The sequence below is a fragment of the Dyadobacter luticola genome, from assembly GCF_005860805.1.
Taxonomy (GTDB): Bacteria; Bacteroidota; Bacteroidia; order Cytophagales; family Spirosomataceae; genus Dyadobacter; species Dyadobacter luticola.
Genome location: NZ_VCEJ01000004.1, coordinates 1,121,207 through 1,147,681, shown reverse-complemented (window position 1 = coordinate 1,147,681; position 26,475 = coordinate 1,121,207). Strand labels below are relative to the sequence as shown.

The window sequence follows — 26,475 nt, the reverse complement described above, 5'->3', positions numbered from 1 at the left end:
ATCACAGGTCTTACAGGAGTTTGTTGTTGTTTCAGATGAAGCTCAAAATGGTCAGGCTGAACGAAATCATCCATTCGCCGTGCAATGCCGACCTTAGGTGTTTCAGCGCCTTGGAGATATGCACTTCCACGGTTTTGGGTGAAATATGCAGCTCATCTGCTATTTCGTGGTATTTTTTATTCTCAAACCTGCTGAGTACAAACACTTTCTGGCATTGCATGGGAAGTCGCGCAATCACCTCGCTGATTTTGAGATAAAGATGGTTGTAGTGAATTTCAGCATCCGGCTGCTGATGGTAAGTAGAAATCGTATTTTCTTCTGTCACTTCCAGCGTGTCCATTTTCCCGAACTCTCTGCGCATATACGTATAACATTCATTCCGCACCGACCTGAATAAATAGCTCGTGTAGGAAGAGGTAATGTTTTCGTAGGCCCGGGTCCGGTAAAACTGAAAAAAGACTTCGCTGACCAAGTCTTCGGCAATTTGTTTGGAATAAACAAAGCGCACCGCGTGGCTGCAAAGCGGATTGTAAAAGCGGCGGAAAAGCAGTTCCAGACCTTTGGAAGGATTTTGTTCGAAGGTACTTTTCAGAAATGATGCCGAATCAATCTCACTGGGCGTCACCTTTCCTTCTTGTGCGGGTGCCACAAACGGGTTCAAACGCTTTGGTTCCTGGTTTTGTAAAGGATCGTGCATCGAGTCTGTTTTTAATATAATAATTATAAGACTTTCTTGCACTTGAAATCCCTTAGTCTTAATTAAAAAAAACTAAAACTTTTTTTAGTGATATACCGGAGGCTAACTCATTCCTGCCGATGGTTAAACCGAGGCCCCTGGGAAAAGAGAGTTTATGTCACCCCGCCTATATTTGTTCCGGTAGTTCACCCGAATTACCGCACATGACAAACGCAAGTGACATAACTATACAAATTTTGCCCACATAACTGTATTTCCCTGCGAAATCATTTGACTGAATTTTGGTGAGTGCGATTCATCTATAATCTTTCACTTGGTAAAATGGGAATCGTTATGGGGAGTTATTAAAGACAAAATCTGAAATTTCAATAATATTATAATAGTATAATAAGCTATAATGCAATTCAAAAAATTTAAGCACGAGAGTAACTGTTAAATGTCTTATGGCATTAAAATTAACGACAGGAAGAGAATGGGTTAACATCAAAAAAATCAACTATGAAAAGAGCGAATCAACTACTGATCATTTTGGGTATTGCTTGTCTGGCTGCGTGTGTAGATAAGGTGGACCCTGAGGTAAAAACCTTCTACATTCAGCCAAATGGCAAGGACACATTGAATAATCATGCGCTTTCTATATTCTATGATCTTTATTCGAACACTGAGAAAAACAGGGATTATTATGAAGTGATTTCGAAAGCCGACTTTATCATCAACTATTACCCTGCTGGCAAGCTGCTCACAATATGCTACGATAACGGCAGTGGCTGGGGCGAACAATATAAGAATGTAGATGAGGCTGCATTGCGTAGAATTGCTGACCTTAAAATTAAGCTTAACGACTTAACGCAATATGTATCAGAGGACAACGTCATCGACCATACTGAGTCATTTATTAACATAAAATCGAACGGTAAGCCGAACGGCATTCTCTACTAAATAAAAAAGCGGCTGCCACATTCCGTGACAGCCGCTTAACTTCTTGAAACAAGTCTTTTATAAATTCTTTGCCTTCATCTCTTTTACCGCGTGATCCACTGCTCTGGCAGAAAGTGCCATGTAAGTCAGGGATGGGTTTTGGGTAGAGGTAGAAGTCATGCTGGCGCCGTCGGTGACGAACACGTTTTTGCAGGCGTGCAGCTGGTTCCACTTGTTGAGCAATGACGTTTTCGGATCTTTTCCCATACGTACGCCACCCATTTCGTGGATGTCGTTTCCAGGGTTGCGGTGCCCGTCATTGGCTTTTACATTTTTGAAACCGGCATTGACAAACATTTCGCTGACTTGCTCAATGTAATCCTTGATCATCTTCTCATCATTATCGTCGTAAGCGACGGAAATTTTGAGCAGCGGGATACCCCAGGCGTCTTTTTGATCTTTGTCGAGTGCGACATAGTTGGTTTCTTTCGGGATCGTTTCGCCCATCATATGCGAGCCGACACTCCAGTTACCATATTTTGTTTCGAGCAAGCCTGCTTTCAGCGATTCGCCAATACCAGTCCGGTCGGAATAAGTAATTCGGTTAGCACCAAAACCGGCCGCATACCCTCTCAAAAAGTCGGTTTCCTGCTTGTACACATTTCGGAACCTTGGAATGTAGCCACTGTTTGGTCGACGACCATCCGTAGTCGAATCCAGGAAACCTTCATACTCGCCGGAAATGCTTGCGCGGTAGTTGTGGAACGCCACATACTTTCCAAGCAGCCCGCTATCATTACCCAAACCGTTTGGAAAACGGCTGGAAGTGGAGTTCAGTAAGACAAGATTGGAATTCAGGGCAGCGGCATTCAAGAAAATAATGTCTGCATAAAATTCCATCATTTCCTTGGTCGTAGCATCGATCACCCGCACGCCGCTCGCCTTCTGTTTTTTATCATCATAAATGATAGAATGTACCACCGAATGCGGCCGGAGCGTCAGATTCCCGGTTTTCATCGCCCAGGGAATCGTAGAAGCATTGCTGCTGAAATAGCCGCCAAAAGGACAACCCCGCTCGCACATCGTCCGGTGCTGACATTTCGCACGACCCTGATCCAGGTGAATTTGCTGTGGATCTGTAATATGTGCCGCACGACCGATGATCATGTGACGATCTTTGTATTGCTTGGCAACCTGCTCTTTGAAATATTTCTCGACGCAGTTCAACTCGTGCGGCGTCAGAAATTCACCGTCGGGCAGCGCGTCAAGACCGTCTTTGTTTCCGGTAATACCCGCAAATTTCTCCACATGGCTGTACCAGGGTGCAATATCATCGTAGCCGATCGGCCATTCCACGGCAAATTTATCGCGGGCCGGGCCTTCGAAATCATACTTGCTCCACCGCTGCGTCTGCCGCGCCCAAAGCAGCGATTTTCCGCCTACCTGGTATCCCCGCAGCCAGTCAAAAGGCCTGTCCTGATCCTGGACATAGGGATGCTCGTTGTCTTTTACGAAAAAATGTGCAGACGATTCTTTGAAATTATAACACCGGCTGGCGATCGGGTTCGCGTCAGTCACTTCTTTGGGAAGCCTCTCGCGGTGCTCAAACTCCCAGGGCATCATGTTGGTGGTCGGGTAGTCCTTGATATGCTGCACATCTCGCCCACGTTCCAGCACCAATGTTTTCAAACCCTTCTCGGTCAGCTCTTTGGCCGACCAGCCGCCGCTAATCCCCGAGCCGATCACAATGGCATCGTAGGTGCGCGCTTTTTTACTGTCAATATTAAAATTCGCCATAGTATAATTTGAGGAGCATGAACAAGGATCTCGTCTTAGCCCTTGGTAACCGGTACGCAGCCGTGGTATCTGGCAGGTACCATTTCATAATGCGTAATGTTGGTCATCACATATTCCGAAGACATATATCCCTGGATCGTCAGGTTTTTTACCAAACCAAAAAAGGCTTTCTGATCCGCATCGCTGCTTTTTTCAAGATCTTGCAAAAGCTGTAATTTTTGGTCTTTGCCCGCGTCAGCAAATGATTTCCCAAAACGCTTCATACTCTGCGCTTCCAGTTGCGAAATGCCGCTGGAAAGGTTTGCCTGCGTTTTACTGTCATAGCAATCCGTCACCATCTTCTGAACAAAATTGCCAACTCCCAGCTCTCCCGCACCCGGCGTGTCGGTCTTCGGAATAATGGTTTCCACCATCGCAGTCAAGCTATTTGCCTGATCCACCGAAAGCAGCTTCCCAGCTGGAATCGTCTCCTTACTCCATCCCGACGCCCACGAAGGCAAACCCGCCATCGCCCCCACCGCCACCGCCATGCTTCTCAGCGCAACACGTCTTTTCATTTAGATGTATGCTTTAATTGTGAATTTAGATAGTAGTTATTTATGGTCATTCTTCCAAAAAATCCAAATCCCTCCCGTGCGTTTCCGGGATGGTGAGAGTACAGTAGAGGCCGATGGCGAAACAAATGAGGCCTACAAGCGCTCCTGACTGGATTACAGTGAAGGACATTTTAAAATTAGCAAATAATGTTGTCATTAACACCACCGTTCCGCGGACCATATTTGGCACGGTCGTGGCAGCCGTAGCGCGCAAATTGGTACCAAATTGCTCAGCGCCGATGGTTACAAACATAGCCCAGTAACCGATCCCAAAGCCCAAGAACGCTGCGACCGTATACAATGTTGCGGCCGATTTGATACCTGCAAAAAGATAAATGATACTTCCGACCAGCGTAAAAACCATCAGCAGAAATACCGCCTTTTTCCGGGATTCGAGCCAGTGACTGATAAACCCGCTCGCCAAATCGCCCATCGACAATCCGACATAGCACCACATGATCGACAACCCTGGGCGGGTGGGCTCTGCAATGCCCATGGCTTTACCGAATTCGTTGCTGAAAGTGGCAAGGATACCGATCACAAACCAGGTTGGCAAGCCGATGCCGATACATTTCAGGTAGCGTAAAAAGCGGTCTTTATTATTGAATAAGGAGAAAAAATTACCCTTCACGACATGTTTCTGATTTTGCAGATCTTTAAAAATACCAGACTCAAAAACGCCGATCCGCAGTAAAAGCAAGGAAATGCCAAGCCCGCCGCCGATAAAATAGGCGTATCGCCAATCAAAAAATTCCACGGTGAAATAAGCAACCACCGCCCCAAGTAAACCAATTCCCGCCACCAGCGAAGTACCGATCGCGCGCAGATGCCTGGGCAGGATTTCGGAAACCAGTGTAATTCCGGCACCCAGCTCGCCGGCCAAACCTACTCCTGCAACAAAGCGGAGAAATTTGTAAACCATCACATCCTGCACAAAACCGCAGGCAATGTTGGCAAGTGAGTAAGTAATGATCGAGCCAAAAAGTACGGACAGGCGGCCTTTTTTATCACCCAGTATCCCCCACAAAATTCCACCTAAAAGCAGCCCGGTCATTTGCCAGTTCAGGATGCTCGCACCGGTTTCCGAAATCTGCGCCTCCGACAATCCGAGTGAAGCCAGGCTCGGCAGCCGGACGATTCCGAAAAGCAAAAGATCGTAGATATCAACAAAATAGCCGAGTGCAGCAACGATGACGGGAGCGCTAAAAAGGTGTGACGCATCGCTACGGGGTGCCGGGGAAGAACCCACCTGGGAGGTATTCATTTGAAAATAACGGGTTTCAGGAAATGTTGTAATAATATGCAAATAGCCGGACAAAAGACCGGCTATTTAATTCGAAAGGTAGGAAAATTTCAGGAGAATGTTCTGATGCGTTATGGTTTTTTGAAGACGAGCGTCAGTTTATAACTCACACCATTGTCTGTTTGCATTTGTGACCATCTCATCTCCGTTTTAGTCACTGTCAAGTCATATTCGCTAACATCTGTGCCGTCGGTGAGCTGGATTTTATTACCGATCACTTTCCAGGTTGATTTATCGTCCACGATATCATCGCCTTCGTCGGTACAGCCGGCAGGCACGGTTCCGTCGATGGTACCGTTTGATTTAAAGTCAAATACAATGCTGGAAAGGCACTTATTCCCGGTTGCTGCTTCCAAAAAAGCCAGAAAATCGGTGATACCATTTTGAGCGGGGTCAACTGTGATGGCAGAAATTTTCCACTTTCCTTCCACGCTGTCCGGCTGTGGTGTCGGATCGTCGGAGTCCTTGCTACAAGCAAAAATTCCGGCAACGAGCGCAAACATTAAAAGGTAATTGGTGAGGCTTTTTAGGGGTGACTTTTTCATGATAATTGAATCTGTTTTTTGTGAATAATGCCGAAAGTAGCTCCGCCGTCCCGCTAGTCCAGCAAACTATCGACTAACCGGTACGAACATTGACTTACCGGCACCTAATCAGCATCTTAATGTGCTATTCCACGACCAACCGGACCGACTGTTTTCTTTTATTTTTATCCAAAAAACTGAGGATATAGAAGCCTGCGGCTAATGTGGATTGCGGCTGGATTTGAACCTTATCCTCTGTCAATGTTGAAGCTTTGACACTTATATTCTGACCATTTTGATTCGTCAATCGAATTGAGGTCAGCTCGATATTTTTTGCATGAACGAAGAATAATTTGCCCGAAACCGGATTGGGCATCACAACATGCTCCTCCTCCCGGATTCCAGATTTTCCTTCCCTGATGGATATTTCATGAATGTGTATCCTACCCTGTCCATTCCGGTAGCGGATCTCGAAATTGGAGAGTTTGGTTGGAGAATACGCAGCATTGCCGGGATAGGCTGGTGAGCCTTTGTGCACAATTTCATTATCCAGCCAAAGGTCGTACGTGGCTGGCTCGGCAATTTGCTCAACATTGTCTTGATACAAATGATAAGGCAGCGGCTCGGCCGAGTTATTCAGCACCCAGGTCAATGTTACCGGCTTTTTTAATGTTACTGGCAGACTTAATGTTTGGGTTTCCGGGTCTTTGACAACCCATGCATTTTCTGTAAAATTGATCGCAAACTTGCTGAACATTAAGCCGTTACCCGGAAAAGAATTATTGACGGGATTAAAATTCTCGCCAACATAGAAGTAAAGTGCATTCACTGCACTACCCTGAATTGACTCTGCGCTGAGGGTGATCTGGATAATAAGCGTTTCCGGATTTGGCTCAAAAGGCGTGGCGCGCAGCACCCGGATAATGCCGCCGGTTGCAGAATCCTGCTTCGTCCTCGTTAGCTCCAAGTAGCCTTTGTGAAACTTATAATACGATAGCGCCGGAGCAGTAAGGATCACGTGGCTGAACTGGCCGCTATCCGGCTGCGGGTTGATCAGGGAGGTCGTTTTCTCAAAATTCTGGTGCAGATAGGTCGTCTGCGCACTGGCGAAATTTGCGACGAATACGGAGCAAATGAAAAATGCTGCTGTGAGGATGGAATGATAAAAAGTCTGCATAAACGGATTGGTGTTTATGCTTTAGACGTTGGGTTGTTTGATTAGTAACGGAAAAATTGTATATATTTTTTTTAATTATTTGCTACGCCCAGCCCCCCGGATCTTCTCCAACTCAGCCGCCATCGCCTTCACTTTTGCCGGATATTTATCGGCCACATTCGTCTTTTCACCAATATCCTTACTCAAATCATACAATTGCGGCTTCGGATTATTGCCGGTTTCTGTATTGGTCAGCTCCTGGATTGCCTTTCCTTCGCGCGGCTCAATATACTTCCAGCCTCCCCGTGTAAGTGACAAAGCACCACCTTGCTTAATCAGATATTCACGTCCGGTTTTTGTTTTACCAAGCAATGCATCGATGGTATTAAAACTGTCAACCGCATCCTCGAAATCCACTTTTTGAAGGAAAAAACCGGCAAATGATGCGATGAGATCAATCTGACAAACCAGTGCGTCCGATACAGTTCCAGGCTTGATGGTCTGCGGCCAGCGGGCCAGCCAAGGCACCCGGGTACCACCTTCAAAAGCGCTGTATTTCCCGCCACGAAGCGGCCCGGCAGCACTATGCCCTTTGGAAAGTTCAACGGCTCGATCCGCATATCCATCATCCAGTACAGGTCCATTGTCGCTGGAAAAAATAACTAATGTATTTTCTGAAATTTTCAGTTCATCCAGCTTTTTCAAAATCTCGCCAACTGTCCAATCCATTTGCAGGATCACATCGCCGCGCAAGCCCATCTGACTTTTGCCTTTAAACTGCGTGCTCGGCATTCGTGGCACGTGAATGTCATTCAAAGAAAAATACAGGAAGAAAGGATCAGCCCTATTCTCTTCAATAAACTGTTCCGCTTTGGAAAGAAAAACATGCGCGATTTCCTCATCAGTCCAGCGCGCCTGCTTCCCGCCCGTCATCCAGCCAATTCGCCCGATTCCATTGACAATCGTATTGTTATGCCCATGATCCGGCGACGCAGGCAATTTCAAAAGCTCCGGGTTTTCTTTTCCAGTCGGCTCATTTCCAATCCTTTTCGCATAATCAACTTCAATCGGATCGTTTTTATCCAGGTCCTGCACATCATGATTTTCCACAAAAACCGTCGGTACACGATCAGAAGTGGCAGGGAAGAAATAGGCGTAATCAAAGCCCACTTCATTGGGGCCTTTGGTGATCGGGCTGTTCCAATTAATCGTCTTATTAGTTTCTCCCAGCCCGAGGTGCCACTTTCCGACCGATGCCGTTTTGTAGCCTGCTTGTTTAAAAACTTTGGGCAAAGTCAGCCGCTCCGTCGGAATGATCAGCGAAGCATCTCCCGGAAGCACGCCAGTACCTTTTTGCCGCCAGGGATATTTGCCTGTCATCAAAGCAAAGCGCGAAGGCGTACAAGTCGCCGACGTGGCATGCGCATTAGTGAAACGAATACCCTCCTTCGCCAGCCGATCAATGTTGGGCGTTTTGATCTTGGTTGCGCCGTAAGAACTCAGGTCGCCATAACCCACGTCATCCGCATAAATAAAAATAACATTAGGCTTTTGTCCTTTCTTCTGACCAAAAACAATGGCCGGTAGCAGCATCGCCAGCAGTAAAATTCGCAGGAACATTCAGTATGAGCAGGTTAATGAATAGGTCGATTTCTGTCGGTCAAGTTATTAATTAACGGTGATTTCGGTTTGATTTCTTTTTGCTAACATTGCGCAAATCTCACACACTACCCTCCAAAAAATGAACGAACCATTCTACGAGTTTACTATTCTTGACGAAGCCCACCGCTTTGATTTTGTGAGTGTTGGTAAGGAAAACATCCCCAAACGCATTGTCTACTTCACTACAAGAGATCCTTTTGTTGTTACATTAACCTTGGGAAATCCCTTGGAAAACGGCGATTTGGATGTTCATTCCATAGATGATAACGGAGACCGAAATAAGATCCTGGCCACGGTCATGCAATCAATAAGAATATTTTTGAATTTTAATCCGCAAACTGTTGTAGCATTCTACGGTAGTAGTCCTTCGAGAACAAGACTATACAAAATGGTCATTTCCAGAGAATTGAACCAACTTTCAGACCGCTATGTGATTCACGGCGGAAATCAGGATGGGGTTGAAATTTTCTCTCCAAAAGGTGAGTACGACTTCTTTATGATTTCTCGAAAAAATATTTAATTTTGATTAAACGACTAACAATATGGCAACACTAACAGAGGTCCCACTAAAAAAGACAGCAAAAAAAGAGAATAGAAGTAAGGAATACCTTGCTGCTGAAAAAGCTGTCCTAGCCAAGAATGCCGATCTTCTGGCGTTCCTTGATCGCTTCGGGCATCAGCTCCATAAGATTGAGAAAAAGAATTGACATTCAACATATAAAAATGAAATCGCCCGGCACCATTTTGGCACCGGGCGATTTCATTTTACAGGCTACCTACTTCGCAGCCGTCAAATTCTTTATCAACTCCACTTCATCCTTCTTATACGGCGTGCCGTCTTTGCGGAAAATGTCATGGAACCACAAATCCGGCTCCTTGGTATAAGTCTTTTTCCAGCTGTCCCAGGGATAAATTGTTTGGGATTTTCCGTCAACCAAACCCCAGTTGATCGCGCCGACATTGTATTTCTTGGCGATGGGCAGTGAGCCTTTGAAGAAACTGCCGTTTCCGCGGGACATATATTCGGTGCAAATGATCGGGCGGTCGTATCGCTGCAATTGTTTGATCGCTTTTTCGAAACTTTCCGGGCCTTCATAGTTGTGGAAAGTGATGATATCGGATTGGTCGATCATTACTTTTTCCACTGGCTTCAACGTCTCATGCGTTTCCCAGTTGCCTGCCCAAACACCCGAAGTAAGTGGCTGTGAAGGATTTACCGATCTTGCCCAGGCAAAAGATTTGGTCAGCAAAGGAATCACGTAATCCACTTTGTTCGGCAATTCCACCTTTCCGTAAGAGCTTGTATTCGGATTGTCCGGCTCGTTCCAGATATCCCACGCCAAAATACGGTCGTCATTCGCCAGTGCAGCGACGGTACCTTTCACATATCTTTCCAGACGAGGATATTGCGTACTGTCTTTCAACCCCTCAAAACCAGGACTTTGTACCCAGCCCGAGTTATGCACGCCCGGTTTCGGATCGCGTTGCTTGCCAAGTTTCGGGAACGGGTCCCAGCAGGAATCGAACAATACAAGCACCGGCTTAATGTTATGTTTTTTGGTTATGTCCAGAAACACATTCAACCTTTTAATAAAACCCGCCGAATCTTGCTGAAACAACAAATCGTGCAGGTAAACACGCATGGTATTCATGCCAATATTTTGCGCCCAGCCAAGTTCTTTATCAATGGTAGCGGTGTCGAAAGATGCCTCCTGGAACATTTCAAGCTGATTAATCGCCGTGCTCGGCAGGAAATCTGCTCCTACCAGCCAGCCTTGTTTGGCATACCATTCCTTGGCTTGTTCTTTGGTCCAGATCTCGCGACCGGTGGTGGCGGCTTCTTCCTTCGCGGGAGTCTCTTCCTTTTTTTCCTCTGCTTTCTTGTTGCATTGCTGGAAAGAAAGGCAGATCAGAATTGCCCAAATCGATGTCTTTAAGAATTTCATTCAATAAAGGATTTTTAATTAAAACTATTTGAAAAGAGGTGCAACCGTCGGTTCTATACTTGGTTCGGCGTTCAAAATTTCCGGCCAGCCGTCATTCCAGGTCAGTTTATCCAACATTAAAACCCGCCGATTCGCCCCGGTCGAAACCGTGGGTTGGGTCCTATCAATCGCATGATAAAGCAGCCAATCTGTACCATTAGCATCGGTAAAAAACCTGGAATTATGCCCTGGGCCTGCATATTTGGCACTGGGATGGACCAGTACGGTACCTGTGCCGCGTTCGCGCAAATCCTTGCCATTTTTATCAAGATAAGGCCCCAAAATGTCTTTCGAGCGGCCTACCCGCACATTGTACTTACTGTTCGCACCCTCGCAGCAGCTTTCCTTTGACCCGAAAAAATAATAGTAATCGCCTTTTTTCTGGATCATCACTGCTTCAAAATCCCCAGCCGCTACTTTCACTTTTTTAGTCAAATCTTTCACCGATTTTCCATCCTCCGCCAGTTCCAGCGCAAATGTTCCCTGTGTCGGGGCATTGCTGAAACTGCCCCAGAAAATGTATTTTTTACCATCTACCTCGGCATAAAACGGATCAATGGAATTAGGCACATCCACTTCTGCACTCAAAAATAACTTTCCCTGGTCCTTAAAAGGCCCTTCCGGATTGTCTGCAATCGCCAGTCCGACACCCGGATTCGGGTCGCCCCAGGTGGAGTAGGCGTAATACATATAGTATTGACCGTTTACCTGAACTACTTCCGGCGCCCAGATGCCGCCTTTTTCTTTCCAGGCCGGTTTTTCCAGAAATGCATCTTTCTCGTAAGTCCAGTGTACCAGATCTTTGGAGCGAACAATCGGGATCAAATGTGCACCCTTGCCGTCGCCCCAGTTATCCATCGTGCCATAGGCATAAAAGTAACCGTCGTCCGCCTTCACGACTGTCGGATCGGCCAGAATTGGTTCAAAAACGGGGTTTTGGTATTTCCCGTCCTGACTAACTCTTGGCGTCTCCGCTGTTTGACAAGACGCCGGGACGGTGAAAGCCAGCGCAGCCAGCAGGGAAAAGTATATCTTCATGTTCATCTTAAATGCATTTTTATAAAACCGACATCATTCCAGCCAGACAATCTGGGTAAAAGCACCATTTGCGGCCACATCCCAAACCTCTACGCGCACCCATTTTCTACCTTTCATATTTTTGGTAAAAGTAAATGTCTTCTCGCCAAAAGCTTCGGTATCATTCAAATTCACAACGTCATGAAAAACCTCCATACCATCGCCGGAAATGATCTCCGCACGGTTTAGCGGGAAAGTCCACCTGGCATCCAGTTTGATTTCCACATTTCCTTTTGCATCGGTTCTCGCAATTTCCCCTGATCCAACATTCCCCACTTTGAAAGAAGGCAGCAGCACCTCACCCGTCGAAACGAAAAATTTTCCGTTCCGCATAGCATCCAGTACGGGCTGCCAGCCCTCTTCGAAACGCGGCATCTGGTCCAGTTGCAGGTAGTTGACATTCAAATGTCCGTACAGCTCGTAATTTGGCTCAATCCTAAAAAGATCGGCTTCGGCGATGACGTACTTTTTCTGGCCCCAATTGGCCATGTCATCCATCAGATCCAGCACGCGTTTACCCAATTTTGGTTGTGACAAATCCGCGGGCATCGCTTTCCAGGCCGCGCCAAGAAACCGGTCCGATTTATAGAAAGTTTCGTCCTTGTATTTATCAGGAAAACCCGTCGAACCTTTTGTTCTCGCATGCGCCGTCCACGCCAGACCATTTTCCAATTCCAGGAGTTTCAGCATTTCCTCCTTATTTCCAATGCGGTACAGCTTGCCATATTCTTTATTTTCTTCCACAAAAGGCTGGTCCTTTTCCCGCGACATCAGCCAATAAACGGGTTTTGGAAAAACGTTCATCCAATGTCCGCCAAAGAAATTATTGGGCTCCTCGCCTGGCAGCAGCAAAAAATTCCCGCCCGAAAGTCGCGCACATTCGCTGAACAATGTTTTCAGCTCCGGCCAGCGTTTTGCCTCCGGTCCACGCGGATTACCCGGTCCGTGAAACTCACCCAGATGCACAATGTTGACGCCGGTGTTCCTAAATGCTTTCACAAAGCCCGGCATATCCGGTAACGGTCTCTTGGTGAGCACATCATCCACATGCTCCTGGTGAAAATGGCTGGACATGGTATAGTAACCCGGCAGCGGCACATAGGTATCCTGATGCGTAAAAGCCTTCACTTTTTCTAGCACTTTCCCATCTTTTTCACCACTTAAAAGGCAGAAAAAATTGAAACGCTGCTGTGTATTCGGCGGCGCATTGAACCATGGTACCCATCGCCGGTCGCCGAGCAAATCATGACGGATACCGATCGCATAGCCAGGTATCAGCTTCCGGTAATTAGTCCCGGCCCAAACGTGTTCGAGATTATAGCAGTTATCAAGCGGATAAAAAAACTGGTGCGGCGCGGGAAAAACAGCCAGGCTGCCTTCCTTGCTTTCACCAATAATCGTGCGGTATTTGACGGCTTTTGATGCCGCGTTATCGGTTTGAGAAACCAGACTACTGTGTACATAATTATCCGTGTCTGACCAGAAAAGCTTCTCCCAGGGATTTTGCTTACTCACCAAACCCGCATCATAAATTACCGCCAGCGAGTCCACATTGGTCGACATCACCGCCGCCACATTCATGAGCGGACTGCCATTAAAAAGCGTAATGTTAACGTAACCGGCAAAAGGGCCGGCAGTAGCTCCTGCAATGCTGATTTCAGTCTGAGAACCAGAGGTAACCACTTTCACGCCGCTTTTTTCCAGCGCGACGGTGTATGTTTTGTACGGTAAATAAGCGGTTTTGTCAAAGAAAATGTTCCAGCCGTTTTGAGAAACTAAATCACGTTTACCGACTGTGAGAATGATCGCCGGATCCAGATCCGCTGCGATGGTTTTGAGTTTTCCAGTTGTTCCAATTTGCAAACTGCCAACCACAGGCTGGCCTTTACTCAAATCGATAGCTACTTTTCCTATCTCCGCATTCCCGACCGGCCATTCGAGCTGCAATTCTTTATTGTTCACAACCGCTTTCACTCCTTTGTTTTTGTCAAATCCTTTCAGATCGACTGGTATTTGGGCGAATGATTGGATGGCAATAAGAATCAGAAACAGCAGCAGCCGGTTTTTCATGCAGAATAATTTAGGAAAACATTTCTTTGTAAAAAGCCAACCCTTCGGTGGCCAGCTCGTCGGCACTGTTGGCTAGCGGTCGCCAGATGCAGGCGGCGCGTGCCAGTTCTTTCGAAGGCTGACCGAATGTTTCGATCACCACCGCCCCATCGTAACCGATTTCATTGAGCGCATCCCGGATTCCTTCCCACTCCAAATGTCCCGTCCCAGGAGTTCCGCGGTCACTTTCGTTGCCTTGGACGTGGCAAAGCAAATCCTTCCCGATTTTCCGGATCGAAGCCGGAATGTCCTTTTCCTCAATGTTGGAATGAAACGTATCCAGCACGATTTTCAAATTTGGACTTGACACTTCCTGAACAATCGAAATTGCCTGGTCCACGGTATTAACCATATCAGTTTCAAAGCGATTCAACGGTTCCAGACCTACGATCACGCCATGATCCGCTGCAATTTGACCAATGTCAATTAATGTATCAATGCACCATCTTCTTTCTTGCTTTTTCTGCTCCTCCGATACAATGCGCGTTTTGCCCACCGCCGAATACACCGGTCCGCCGAAAATGGGACTTCCCACGTTTTCGGCGATTCTAATGCAGTCGATAATGTATTGCTTACCGGTTTCGCGGTAATGTGGCTCGGTGCTGGAAATGTCGCGCTCCTCACCAAATGCCCCGCTAACCGTGATCTTCAAATCCAGATCACGGGCAACGGTTTTGACTAAATCCCAGTTAATCAGGGCAGTATCTTCCACGGCTATTTCAATAATGTCATAGCCCATATTTTTGACCTTCGTCAGTAAATCAATGTTTTGGGTCGAAAACGGGGATACCCAGATGAAGGTGCTTGCTCCGAACAACATACTATTCGAAACTTGGAACATTCACCCGAACCCCACCTTTCATCGCCGACTCATGCGCGCAAATTCCGGCGCAAGTATAATTAGCCGCCAGGGCCGCATCTACCGCAGAGTCGCGCCCCTCGACAATCGCCGCCACGAATTCCTGCACCAAATGTGGATGCGAGCCGCCGTGACCAGCGCCCTGCAAAAACGAAACGTGGTTCGGATCGTCGATTTTTTCACGTTTGGTAAAATGTTTGATCGGCTCGATCAGCAGCTCGTCCGTATCAGGTACATCGACGCGTTTTGCGTTTTCACCGCCATCAAAAATAATGTGGCTTTCATCCTGCAATTGTTCCCACTCGAACGACATTTTGGTACCATACACATCATAACTCTCCCGATACTGGCGCACGACATCAAAAAGCGACCGCGTCGCTTCGGCCACTACATCGCTGTTTTTTAATGTAAATGTAGCCGTCTCCACCGCAAAAGGTGAACCATATCTGCTCGCCAGATCTTCGCTCAAACGTCCTGAACCGTGGCAAACTACCGTTTCAGCAATCGTATTATTGATTTTCAAAAGCGGCGAAATCGCGTGGGTACCATTGAGCATCGGCGGGTAACCTTTCCAGTATTCGCCCCAGCCTTCCATGCTCATATCCTGAATGTGCGACCCGCGGACGAATTGAATACGGCCCAGCTCGCCGGTTTCGGCCAGTTTCAATCCATATAAAAACTCCCGGGTATATAGCGCGGTTTCCATCATCATATACACCTTGCCCGAGCGGCGTTTCGCCTCCACAATCGCCGTGCAATCTTCCACCGTCATCGCCATCGGGATGGTGCAGGCGGTATGTTTGCCCGCATTCAATGACGCCAATGTCATTCTGGCGTGATCGGGCACCGGGGTTACCACGTGGATCGCGTCCACATCTTCTCTTTTTGGAATGTCTTCGAAATGTTCAAAAACCAGGTTTGGGTCCAGATTGAACTTGGCAGTCAGCTCGTCACGGGTTTCCTTACTGCGGGTACAAATTCCGACAGCCTTAATGTTCGGGTGACTTTGATAAATGGGGATAAATTCTTTTCCAAAACCCATTCCTACAATGACTACTGTGATTTGCGTCTGACTCATGCTTTTTTTGATTGATTGGTTGATCCCAAGGCTGAAGCCCTGGGTTAGGTAATATGTCGCCCCTCCGGGGCTTTTTATCTTTTGCCCCGGGCTTCAGCCCGGGGATACTTTTAATGCTAGTTGCCTGCTGCCCACTGGACAGCATTTCTTAAAATCGTCTGGTAAGCAGCCAATGAATGCGCTTCGCCGTCGTGACCCAGTGCGATGCCGACAATTCTCGCTTTCGGATATTTTACGATAAAAAGGCTTGGGAAAACTTTGTCGGAATCCGCAGCTTTTGCAGTCGCCAAAACATCAATCGGCGTCCCGGCAGGGTCGGCGATGAAATAATATAGCTCATCTTTCAAGCCAAATGTTTCAGGGACGTTTTTGGTGACAGGGTGCTTTTTGTTGGTGATCGTCACATCGAAAGGACCGTATTTATTATGACCATTTGAGCCGCCTCCTACTAGTTTTTGATTGTATTCCGGCCAGTCTTTCCAGTTGTACCAAAGTGCTGGATGCGCCAAAACTAAGCCTTTACCTGCATCGGCAAATGCGAAAATGGCTTTGCGGGTAGCGTCATCTGGGATAGGCTGATTGTTGCTCAGGTATAGTAAGTCAATGTCCTTTATCTTGGATAAAATCGTCGTCGGATCGCTGGTATATTCCACGGTAGCCAGGCCGTCTTTTTGTAATGTTTGCACATCTTCACCTTTGTACCATTTATCGAAATCGTGTGAAGAACCACCGCCGACCAGCAACACCCTGATCGCCTTTTTACCGGGCTTATCATGGGTTTCACCGGCAAATGTGGCACAGGTAGCCAGTAACAAAAGGCAGGTGAGAACATACCTTGAAAATGAATGGATCATTTTGAAAAAATTATGAGGTTTAAAAACTAAAAGGATTCGGTCGGTCATTTTACTACACGCAGGATACCATTCATGCCGCGCCAGTGGCCGGGAAATGTGCAGACGTAGGGATAATCACCTGGTTCCGAAGGCACTGTAAATTCCAGTGTAATCGTCTCGCCGGAATTCACCAACCTCGTCGAGTACAGCACTTCCGGGATTTTCGGCACATATTGTTTTTCCGCCGCTTTGGGATCTCGCAGCATTTCATCCGCTGCCTTCCCGACAGTCTGCAATGTTCCTGGCTTGATGATCAGCAAATTATGCTGCATTCCATCCGGGTTTTCCAGGTTAATGACAGCTTTTTGCCCGGCTTTCACAGTGATCAGCTTTTTGTCATACTGCATGATTTCCTTTTCCACTTTCAATTCAATGACGAAAGCATTGGCGGATTTTGACGAGGTTGCTTCTGTTTTTTTAACATCCGTACCTGCCGCATCCGGCTTGTTCAATTCCAGAGAAGCCTTTTGAAAATTACCCACAAAACCAAACCTGCCATCATAAGTCCCGATTTTGTCCTCTCCTTCCACATCCTCGCCGGTGCGTACGGTGTTGGACAAAGGCGCCGCAAACAACATGTGCGCCTTTCCGGTCGCCACTTGTTTTCCATCAATGTCAATGCTGATATCCCCAGATTTTTGCAGGCGCGCCACCACATCAAATTTCTCCGGAAGCGGCTCGCTCGTTGCGGCCTGGCTTAATGTGCCGTGCTGTTTCACGGCCATAATCAGCTTTCCGTCCTGAATGTACAGCGCATACCCGCCATCTTTTCCACCCTGCCCGGCAATGAAACCTTGCAGCGGTTTGTCCTTCGATTTGGTAATGCTGGCCCGAATTGTGATTTCCTTGCCCGTCACATCCGGCGGAAATTGCAGACTGTTTCTTCGGCCCAAAGGATAGGTTTCCTTTTGCAGCGCAGCGGTCACTTTTTCTGAAAATTCAGATTTCAATGTTTGCTTCTGCGCAGCTGCCAGAAAACCTTTTTCATGCTGGATCGCCGCCGCCAGTAAGGCTTTGGAAAGCCACGGATCTTTGGCATTCTGCTCGTCCAATGCAGCCTGGTACACCGCCTCGCCTGCTTTTTCGGAAGAAGGTAATTCTACCAATGTTACAAAAACACTTAACCGGGTATTCAGGTTTGGGTCTTTCAGCGCTTTTTGCAGCATGTCAAAACTTTGCTCATTTTTCGGTAGCACACTGGCCGCTGCTTTTCGTACGCCAGCCGCGGGGTGCGTCAATGCTTTGTTTACAACTTGCAAAGCCTCTGCATTCGAACCGTCCAAAACGCCTAGCCCGTGCAATGTCCACAAAGCATGCACAGCCGGACTATTCAGCCCGATTTCATCGACTTTCTGATCATTCACAATTTTGTACAGATCAGGCAAAACAGACAGTTTTTTCGATTCTACCAAAAGCCGCTGCGCCGTCATCCGCCAGAACATATTGTCATTCTGCAAGGCAGCGATCAGGCCTGGCAAATCATTTTTTAAGAGTTTTATTGCCGGCGTCTTTTTGCCATTTTTATACACAACCCGGTAAATCCGCCCATAACTTAAATCCCGCATCGGGCTGCTGAATGCATTACCTAGTCCGTGGGGCTGCTCTTTAAATGGTAAAATAAATTCGGAAGGCGACTGGGCAGGCACGAATACATTGTGCTGGATAATGAAATTATACCAGTCGGAAACCCATACTGCGCCGTCGGGGCCGGTTTCTGCCTGTACCGGACCGAACCATTCGTCGGAGCTGGCCATGAAATTCCAGCCGTCTTTTTCCTTGAAACCTGCACCGTCTGGTTCCAAAACTGCGTGGTGCACCAGCCTGATTGTCGGTTCGGAAACAAATGCGATGCGGTTCCAGTATTCTTTCGGGTAATTTCTTGCTGTGTAAAAATGATGCCCCGCAGCTGATGTGAAACCGCCGACCACATCTACCTGCCGCAAGTTGGGCGTCATCGAATGTGCATCATAATGTCCATCGATTTTTTGCACCGCCAAAACCGGCTGCTCCTCGCCCAATGTCCGCTGCATGTACTTTCCGGGCATGGAATAAAATGCGCTGTGGGTGTTATTTGCCGTCGAAAGAAACACATTGTTATCCTCCGTAAACCCAAGCCCCCAGGTATTGTTGCTGCTGTTTCCGAGATAGGCAAAATCTTTTCCGTCAGGTTTGAAATGATACACACCCTGCGAGAAATTCATCCTTTTACCATCGATCGTACCATTAAAACCGGAGTAACCCAGCACGCCCCAGATTTTGTTATCAAATCCATATTGCAAATTAGACGGCCCGGCGTGGGTATCGTTTTTACCCCAGCCAGTCAGGAGCACTTCGCGCACGTCGGCCACGTCGTCACCATTGGTATCTTTCATAAAAACAAAATCCGGCGCCATCGACACAATGATCCCGTCATTTGAAAAAACCATACTGGTCGGAATGTTCAGCTTGTCGGCGAAAACCGTAAACTTATCCGCCTTGCCGTCACCATTGGTATCCTCGCAGATCTTGATACGGTCATTCGCCGCGCCGTCGGTTTCTTTAAATGTGTTCGGATAATCCACTGATTCTACCACCCAAAGTCTTCCCCGCTCATCCCAAGCCATCGCGATCGGATTGGTAATGTCCGGCTCGGAAGCAAATAATTCGATCTCAAAACCGGACGGAACCTGCGTCAGCTTGTTGGATTCGGCTGGCGGTAATGCGGGCTGCATTTTCTGCACCACATGCCTTTTGGTATAATGTGAAATTGTGTCCGAATTGTAAATGTCCACCTCCGGCAATTTCAATGCTGCGATCTGGTCCTTTATTTTGTCACCAACCGCCCAGAGCACCCCGTTTCTCACCAGATCCAGAAAACCTTTATTCGTCCAGGTGCTGTCCTCGTGACCATAAGCCGTGTAAAAAACGCGGCCTTTTCCTTCGTTCCGCACCCAGGTGTAAGGCTCATGCACAGTGCCTTCAACCCGCTCGCCCAGGACGATTTTGTCGGGATTCAGGTTTTTGTGCACATAAGTTTCGTCCCAGGTTTCAAAATTCGAGATCCCCTGCATCACCGGATGATCGGGTTTCAAAATCGTGTTTTTGAAAGAAGCCACCCCGTGAGAAGCAAACTGTCCGCCGATGGTTTTAATGTACCAGGCCGAATTCCGGAAGCAGCCGGAAGCCGAATGCAGCGGAATAAGTCCTTTTCCCCCCTCCACGAATGCTTTCATCGCACTTTCCTGCGCTGGCGGCAGCGAATCATGGTTGGCGTAAATGATCAGCCCGTCGTACTTTTTGAGATTTTCGGCATTGATATCTTTGAGATCGACCGTATACGTCATGTTGATCCCGCTTTTGAACAACTTAACCGCAAGCCAGGGCGCGTATTTACCAGAATCGTGGTGCTTGCTGGTGTGGCCGAGGAACAGAATTTCTGCTCTCCGGCCACTTGCAGCGCTGGTTTTTGAGTTAGGTGAGTTGGTTGTACTTTTTGCGCACGACAGCGCCAATATTCCTGCGAGCAAAAAAATGCCGTAATTCTTCATTCAAAGGCTTTTTAACTATTCAAAGTTTGGGTTTAGCAATGCTGACGCTTACAAATCGACTTTTTTCACTGGCGAAAAAATCATATCCTCCACATCCTTGATCTTCACACCGACCGTCGCGAACACATATTTCTGCGCAGGAACGAGCGCTGGCACCGTAGTACTCACGCTGATCGTGTTCAGGTCCTTGATATCTGCACGTGCCAGGTCCGTGACGCCCACATTGGTAGCACGGGACACAAACTGGGTCTTGTTAATGTAAAGCGAAACCCGCTCGATATCTTTCGCCGACGCATCGGTGATAATTTTTTCGAGCTTTAATGTAACCGAAACCTTATTTTCAGCACCGCTAAACTGCGGCGTGCGGATCATGTAATACGGCATCACTTCCACGTCAAGTTGCTGACTGCCTTCGAGTTTTACGAACAAGGTATCCTTCGCTGCGGCGTCTTTTTCCAGTGTTTTAAATGGCCCCCTGCCTTTGGGAAAAACCATTTTGTAATTACCATTTGAAAGCACCGCCGAGTAGCTTCCGTCCTGGTCTACCGGCGCATCAATCGGCGCCAGCTTTCCGAAACCGGGCTGCCAGAGCTGCAACCTCACCTGATTATATTCCACGCCGATCGGCTCTCCTTTGTACACGATCTGCCCGGAAAGTTCGGACTTAGGCGCGGTGTAATTATCCTTTTCGCAGGAAGAAAAAACAGTCGCCAGGCCCAGAAAAAGTATGATATATCTTTTCATTTTTTACAATGTTTGAATGGTTGAACCTACTGGTTTGGGTTTCTGATAATCTTCGGATTGTTGTTGATAATCTCATCCGCAATCTGCGAGTAGTAGTTACCCAGCTGAAAACGATCAGCGCCGGTGACGCGGCTCAGTTTCAAAGGTTTGAAAATCCACTTACCATTATTGGGAGACGCCGGGTCATAGATTTTGTAAGACCACAATGCCCATGGCTGCGTGTTTCTTTTGGTCGCTTTTCCCAGATTTGCCGACAAATCCGCCGCGGAAATTGCATTGCCATCCATGACAATGTGCGCGATCCGCCATCTTTGAATGTCATAATGATAATGTCCTTCAAAAGCCAGCTCCACGCGGCGCTCGTGCGCTATCCTGTCAAAAGTAATGTCAGCGGCCGTGAGTGGTTTGACCAATCCTGCACGCGCGCGGACTTGGTTCATATAACCTGCCGCCACGGCTGGCTGCCCAAGTTCAAAAGCGGCTTCTGCTGCATTCAGGAGCACTTCGGCATACCGATACCGGATAAACCAGACTTCACTGTTCACGCCGCGCTGGCCTGAACCGACGACGGGATCGAGGTATTTTCTGAGGTAAAAACCAGTTTGTGCTGTAAACTCAAAACCATCGATAGGACCGTCAAAACCTACTACTTGCTCGGGTACTGATTTGCCGGGCAATGTTTTCTGCGCGCCACGGTCGTCGCCGCTGATAACGCTGCCATTTGCCAGCTGAAAACCAGCCCATATATCCACGCGCCGACCTTTGAATGTGGTGCCCGGGAGGATTACCGTACCTGCCAGACGTGCATCGCGGCCTGCGAAAATGTCGGTTTGCTCAGCATAATACAGTGGTGCACCGGAAGCATTCACGGTCGGGATCGGGGCGAATGTGTTGTCCAGTTTTTCAAAAGATTCCACCAGGTTCAGCGACGGGTTAATGCGTCCGCCTTCCTCTTCCTCAGCCCCGTAGCGCGGCTGGTTCCAGCCTGTAAAGTAATGTACCTTACCACTTTGCAGTTTATAGTCTTCCGCAAAAATGACCTCCGAATTGTTGGCTTTATCGTAAAAAATGCTTGAAAAGTTTTCCGACAAATCCGGCTTTTTGGTATAAAGTGCATACGCTCCGGCTGTTCCTGCAATAATCTCTTTGGCCGATTTCAAAGCTTGGGTATAGTAGCCGGTCGCGAGATTTGCAGGAATACCTACCTCGCCACCCGGCAACGAAACTGCCGGTGTATTCACGCCATACTTCGCGATGGAAGCTGCATATAATGCTGCACGTGCCTGCATCGCCAGTGCTGCACCCTGGGTAGCCCGCGATTTTTCACCCGCATTCGCAGGTAATTGTGCTTTGATCTCCTCGGCTTCTTTGATTACAAAATCGTAAATCTCTGATTCTTTGGCGCGTGGATGTTGCAGGTAACTTGGATCGCCGCTGAAATCGTAGGTTTCCGGTTCGAGGATCAGGGGCACGCCGCCCATTCTTTTTACCAGCTCAAAATAGTAGGATGCGCGTAAAAACCGGGCTTCGGCGAGGTACCGTTCTTTGACAGCCGGAGACAATTTTTCCGCCGCCGTACATTTCTGGATAAACAAATTCATCTCGCGGATATAACCATAATCCCAGATCGACCAGTAATTATAATCCCAGCCACTGTTCTGAAACTGACCATATTGCCCCGCTTCCGACCAGAACGCTTCATTGAAATCCGCCATCCGCGTCCAACCCGACAATGTTGAAAGTCCCGGTCTTGGAAAATCCTTGAAGTTGGCAAGGTCAACGTATCGGTTATAAAGGTTACCCAAAACCGAGAGTACCTGCCCCTCATCGTTCCAAACCTGCTGCTCGGTAAGAATGTTGGTCGGCGGGCGGTCGAGAAATTTATCATCATTACAGCCCCAGCTCAGCAAAAGCAATACAAGCAATGGTATATAAAATAGCCTTTTCATCTTGAATGTCTTTGAATGTTAGATTGAAAGATTGATCCCCACGTTCACGAACTTGTTCTGCGGATACTGCAAACCATTGTCATCCGCAATTTCCGGATCCACGCCAAACTGTTTCAGATTGTCGATGGAGAACAGGTTGTAGCCATTGATGTAAATCCGGGCACGTTGCAGCTTCACTTTTTCCAATAACGATTTTGGCAGAGAATAGCCCAGCTCAATCGTCCTGGCGCGGATATACTTCACATTATGCAGCCAGAAAGTAGAGTTTTTGTTGTAGTTACTGTGGCCGCCGTCATTGTAGCGAAGTGCCGGATATTTGCCCGGGATCCACTCACTGTTTAGGTCGAAAGGATCGGCACGGTGCCAGCGGTCGAGGAAAATCTTGTTCAGCGCGCCGTCATTCTGGTAGGCCCAGCGCTGCTCCCAGTTCTGGTTCCAGGAGTACATGGCGCCGCCGGAGAAGTCGGCATTGAATGAAATCCCTTTCCACTGCACTGCAAAATTCAACCCAAAATTGATATTCGGCTGACCCGAAGTAGTATAACCAATCGGCCGCTCGTCGAGGTTGTTGATCACATTATCCCCGTTTACATCCTTGTAAATCAGGTCGCCAGGCAGCAATGTGCGGTTACCTTGTCCGTCAATATTGACTGCATATTCATTGATCTGCTGCTGCGACTGGAACTGTCCGATGGTTTCGTATCCCCAGAAAACATTGTTATACCTGCCTTCGATGGAGTTTCGGTATTGGTCCCAGGAGTTATTGAAAATGGGTTTGTAGGAAGAAATAAACTTACTTCTTGAAAATGAGACATTTCCACCAATCTGATAGCTGATATCACCTGATTTTCCATTGTAAGTCAATGCTCCCTCCCAGCCTTGTTGAGAGTCGCTGTTTACGTTTTCATCAGGCAAACTATAACCTAACTCGCTGGGAACGAGTAAGTCATACTTACGTCCACGCAAGCCAGTCCGTAACCTGTAAAAATAATCCACAGAACCCGTCAGCTTGGTACCGAGCAGCGAAAAGTCGGCGCCAATGTCGGTAATCTTACTTTTAAACCAGGATATGTTGTTGATGATCTGGCCCTTATCGCGGGAAGTCACTACTGCATTTCCGCTCAGGATCACATTTCCCTGGTTGTAATTGTAGCCGGGCAAATAGTCGTAAGGTCCGATACCAATGTCGTCATCTCCCAAAATACCCCACGAGCCACGGAATTTCAGGTCATCAAGAATGCTGCGGCCACCAAGCAGATCTTTGAAAAACTGCTCCTCGGTAATACGCCAGCCAGCCGAAGCCGAGGGGAAATAACCTACGCGACGGTCGGGTGCAAACTTCCAGGAAGCATCACGACGGCCTGAAAACTCTACATAATATTTTCCTGCAAAATCATAATTAATCCTACCGATATACCCTATACGTGCAAGCTGATCGTCGCGGTCGTCGTAGGTATCCATGGTAGCAAAGTACATCAGCGGCAACACATTGGTTTTGGGTACCGAGTGCGCCCACTGCTCCTGGTTGCGCTCTTCCTGCCGCTCTGCCACGAATGTTGCGCCCACGGTATGTTTGCCAAAAGTGTTGTTGTAATTCAACTGACCCTGATACACATTCCGCATGATTTTCTGCGTACGGCGCTCGCGCCACGGGTTTGTACTGCCGCCGGTTACTTTATAAGAATCGTCAGTCGGGTTGTAGGTGTACGCTTCGTAAGTATATTCGTGACCATTCAAAACCCGGTCGGCAATGTAGTAAGAGTACATTCCCTTCGCTACCAAACCTTTAATGCCCGGAATCTTGTATTCGGCCGTCATGTTGGTTTGCAAAACCCGCCAGATATCTGTCTGATAACCGCCTAGCTTTTTGTTGTTGTATGCCCAGTTGGTTTCGTTGTGCTTGATATCATTGAGATACAGCGGATTATCATTCGCATACGGACGTTCAAATGGACGGTTTCTTAAAATCGCAAATCGAGGCAGCCAGTAATCATCGCCACCTGGAATACCAGGATTGTCGCGGGTTTCGATACGACCATTGATTTGTACCCCAACTTTCAAACCCTCCGTGATTTTCGCGTCAACGTTGCTTTGAATGTTGTTTCTTTTAAAAGTAAACTCGCGGCCCAAAACGGAATTTTGGCTCAGCTGCGTAGCGGAGATATAGTAGGTGATTTTATCGGAACCACCTGTCATATTGAGGTTTACAGAGGTCAGCGGCGAATTTTTCTTCACAATAAAATCCTTCCAGTTAAAGCTCTTATACCCCATTTCGGTACCCGCTTTGTACTTATCCAGTTCCGATTGTGTGATAGAAGTTTTACCAAACTGGTTCATTTCCGCCTCTGCTTTTCCAAGCATCCACTGATAGGAATCATTCACCACATTCGGGAACCTTGCCCAGTTTTGCCAGCCGGTGTAGGCATCGAGGTTAATGGTATTTTTTGTTCCGTTTTTACCTCTTTTCGTTGTCACCACCACCACACCATTTGCCGCGCGAACGCCGTAAATCGCAGCAGAAGCGTCTTTTAGTACCGTAATACTCTCGATATCATTGGGGGAAATGTTGTTAAACTGCCCCGCGTCCTGCTGGATTCCGTCAATGACAAAAAGCGGGTTACCCATGTTCCTGATTTGCACATTCGCGCTTGCACCCGGGCGGCCGTCGGGCATCCGGAATGTTACACCTGGGATTTTTCCAGCCAGTCCCGAGCTTACTGTAGAGCCACCGTGCACTCTGTCCAAATCTTTGCTCGTCACCGTAGCAATCGCACCGGTTAAAGATTCTTTTTTCTGCGTACCATAACCTACCACCACCACTTCTTCCAGCGCTTTGTCATCGACTTTCATGGTAATGTCAATTGCACTCTGGCCTTCCGTCACAATGATTTCCTGAGACAAAAACCCTACAAATGAGAAGATTAGGAATGTTTCACCGTTTGGTACCGTAATCGTGTACTTACCTTTTTCGTCTGTCGATGTTCCGGTTTGGGTACCTTTTAAAACCACACTTACGCCCGGTAACCCGATGCCCTTATCATCTTTTACAGTTCCTGAAATGGTTTTATCCACCGTTTCGGGTGCCGCCAGAATCACTGGCTCACCGACATTCATACTCGAAGAATTTTCCTGCGCTTTATCAGGCCGGATCACGATCAGGTCGTTCTTTATTTTGTAGTTCAATTCCAGCGGCTTCAATAAAGCATTCAGCACATCGGCAAGCGGCGCATTCTGCACCTTAATGTTCGCTCGACGGTCCGACTGGATGATCTTCGAGCTGAAAACAAACTTTACATTCGTCTGCTTTTCGAGCTGCGCCAGGATATTTTTGATGCCTTCATTTTGTATATCGATAGTAACCTTCTGACTCAATGCGGATTGAGCCCTTCCGTCATGTGCCCATGTAATGCCCACGAAGAGGGCTGCAAGGATGCATTGAATAATTGTTATTCGCATGAGTGTAATGAGAAAGCCTTCAAGTCGTCGAACTTTTTTCATATTTTTGAATGAATTTGTTGGTTAAGGAGATTATTCAACGAAATCTTCCCCGGTCATTCATTTCCAATGAATGTGAAGTAATGTCCGTTACTTTGGGGAACCT

The 26,475-nt window shown here is 47.5% G+C and carries 20 protein-coding genes; 3 read left to right on the top strand and 17 right to left on the bottom strand.

All coding sequences use genetic code 11. From position 1 onward, the window contains the following. Window positions 1-31: 31 nt before the first annotated feature. Window positions 32-697 carry an RNA polymerase sigma-70 factor gene (locus tag FEN17_RS15495; RefSeq protein ID WP_138366249.1) on the bottom strand — a complete coding sequence of 222 codons (666 nt, stop codon included), beginning with the start codon at window positions 695-697 and terminating at the stop codon, window positions 32-34. Window positions 698-1,195: 498 nt separating this feature from the next. Here FEN17_RS15495 and FEN17_RS15490 point away from each other — a divergent pair, with 498 nt between their 5' ends. Then, on the top strand, window positions 1,196-1,636 hold the full coding sequence (locus FEN17_RS15490; RefSeq protein ID WP_138366248.1) for a hypothetical protein: 441 nt from the start codon (window positions 1,196-1,198) through the stop codon (window positions 1,634-1,636). 57 nt (window positions 1,637-1,693) lie between these two features. On the opposite strand, the gene FEN17_RS15485 is transcribed toward FEN17_RS15490, so the two are convergent. From FEN17_RS15485 to FEN17_RS15460, 6 genes are all read right to left on the bottom strand, one after another. After that, on the bottom strand, window positions 1,694-3,412 hold the full coding sequence (locus tag FEN17_RS15485) for a GMC oxidoreductase (protein WP_138366247.1): 1,719 nt from the start codon (window positions 3,410-3,412) through the stop codon (window positions 1,694-1,696). A 35-nt stretch (window positions 3,413-3,447) separates the two neighbouring features. Next, complete coding sequence (locus FEN17_RS15480) at window positions 3,448-3,969, bottom strand: gluconate 2-dehydrogenase subunit 3 family protein (RefSeq protein WP_229208830.1); 522 nt, start codon at window positions 3,967-3,969, stop codon at window positions 3,448-3,450. A 46-nt stretch (window positions 3,970-4,015) separates the two neighbouring features. Further along, window positions 4,016-5,272, bottom strand: a complete 1,257-nt coding sequence (locus FEN17_RS15475) for an MFS transporter (protein ID WP_138366246.1) — start codon at window positions 5,270-5,272, stop codon at window positions 4,016-4,018. A 110-nt stretch (window positions 5,273-5,382) separates the two neighbouring features. Beyond that, window positions 5,383-5,856, bottom strand: a complete 474-nt coding sequence (locus FEN17_RS15470) for a lipocalin-like domain-containing protein (RefSeq protein ID WP_138366245.1) — start codon at window positions 5,854-5,856, stop codon at window positions 5,383-5,385. Window positions 5,857-5,980: 124 nt separating this feature from the next. Then, complete coding sequence (locus tag FEN17_RS15465) at window positions 5,981-7,012, bottom strand: T9SS type A sorting domain-containing protein (protein ID WP_138366244.1); 1,032 nt, start codon at window positions 7,010-7,012, stop codon at window positions 5,981-5,983. Between the two features lie 75 nt (window positions 7,013-7,087). Continuing rightward, the gene (locus tag FEN17_RS15460) at window positions 7,088-8,611 is read right to left on the bottom strand and encodes a sulfatase family protein (RefSeq protein ID WP_138366243.1); all 1,524 of its coding nucleotides are present in this window, start codon (window positions 8,609-8,611) and stop codon (window positions 7,088-7,090) included. A gap of 121 nt (window positions 8,612-8,732) precedes the next feature. Between FEN17_RS15460 and FEN17_RS15455 the strand changes: the two genes are divergently transcribed. Beyond that, window positions 8,733-9,173 (top strand): DUF6934 family protein, encoded by a 441-nt coding sequence (locus FEN17_RS15455; RefSeq protein WP_138366242.1) that lies wholly within the window; start codon window positions 8,733-8,735, stop codon window positions 9,171-9,173. 22 nt (window positions 9,174-9,195) lie between these two features. After that, on the top strand, window positions 9,196-9,360 hold the full coding sequence (locus tag FEN17_RS27295) for a hypothetical protein (protein ID WP_171037932.1): 165 nt from the start codon (window positions 9,196-9,198) through the stop codon (window positions 9,358-9,360). 69 nt (window positions 9,361-9,429) lie between these two features. On the opposite strand, the gene FEN17_RS15450 is transcribed toward FEN17_RS27295, so the two are convergent. The 10 genes from FEN17_RS15450 to FEN17_RS15405 all read right to left on the bottom strand — a co-directional run bounded on the left by FEN17_RS15450 (window position 9,430) and on the right by FEN17_RS15405 (window position 26,330). After that, window positions 9,430-10,599: a cellulase family glycosylhydrolase gene (locus FEN17_RS15450; RefSeq protein WP_138366241.1), complete on the bottom strand. Its 1,170-nt coding sequence runs from the start codon at window positions 10,597-10,599 to the stop codon at window positions 9,430-9,432. A 24-nt stretch (window positions 10,600-10,623) separates the two neighbouring features. Then, a complete protein-coding gene (locus tag FEN17_RS15445) occupies window positions 10,624-11,676 on the bottom strand; it encodes a family 43 glycosylhydrolase (protein ID WP_138366240.1) in 1,053 nt (350 codons plus the stop codon). A 33-nt stretch (window positions 11,677-11,709) separates the two neighbouring features. Beyond that, window positions 11,710-13,785, bottom strand: coding sequence for a CehA/McbA family metallohydrolase domain-containing protein (locus tag FEN17_RS15440; protein WP_138366239.1), 2,076 nt, complete (start codon window positions 13,783-13,785; stop codon window positions 11,710-11,712). Window positions 13,786-13,795: 10 nt separating this feature from the next. Continuing rightward, window positions 13,796-14,644 (bottom strand): sugar phosphate isomerase/epimerase family protein, encoded by an 849-nt coding sequence (locus FEN17_RS15435; RefSeq protein WP_138366238.1) that lies wholly within the window; start codon window positions 14,642-14,644, stop codon window positions 13,796-13,798. Between the two features lies 1 nt (window position 14,645). Further along, window positions 14,646-15,761 (bottom strand): Gfo/Idh/MocA family protein, encoded by a 1,116-nt coding sequence (locus tag FEN17_RS15430; RefSeq protein WP_138366237.1) that lies wholly within the window; start codon window positions 15,759-15,761, stop codon window positions 14,646-14,648. Window positions 15,762-15,877: 116 nt separating this feature from the next. Further along, entirely contained in the window at window positions 15,878-16,615 is a 738-nt protein-coding gene (locus tag FEN17_RS15425; RefSeq protein ID WP_138366236.1) for a ThuA domain-containing protein, read from the bottom strand. A 44-nt stretch (window positions 16,616-16,659) separates the two neighbouring features. Next, a complete protein-coding gene (locus FEN17_RS15420) occupies window positions 16,660-20,181 on the bottom strand; it encodes a PVC-type heme-binding CxxCH protein (RefSeq protein ID WP_138366235.1) in 3,522 nt (1,173 codons plus the stop codon). A 48-nt stretch (window positions 20,182-20,229) separates the two neighbouring features. Beyond that, window positions 20,230-20,925, bottom strand: a complete 696-nt coding sequence (locus FEN17_RS15415; RefSeq protein WP_138366234.1) for a DUF3823 domain-containing protein — start codon at window positions 20,923-20,925, stop codon at window positions 20,230-20,232. 26 nt (window positions 20,926-20,951) lie between these two features. Further along, entirely contained in the window at window positions 20,952-22,874 is a 1,923-nt protein-coding gene (locus FEN17_RS15410) for a RagB/SusD family nutrient uptake outer membrane protein (protein WP_138366233.1), read from the bottom strand. An 18-nt stretch (window positions 22,875-22,892) separates the two neighbouring features. Continuing rightward, the gene (locus tag FEN17_RS15405; RefSeq protein WP_229208829.1) at window positions 22,893-26,330 is read right to left on the bottom strand and encodes a TonB-dependent receptor; all 3,438 of its coding nucleotides are present in this window, start codon (window positions 26,328-26,330) and stop codon (window positions 22,893-22,895) included. Window positions 26,331-26,475 lie beyond the last annotated feature (145 nt).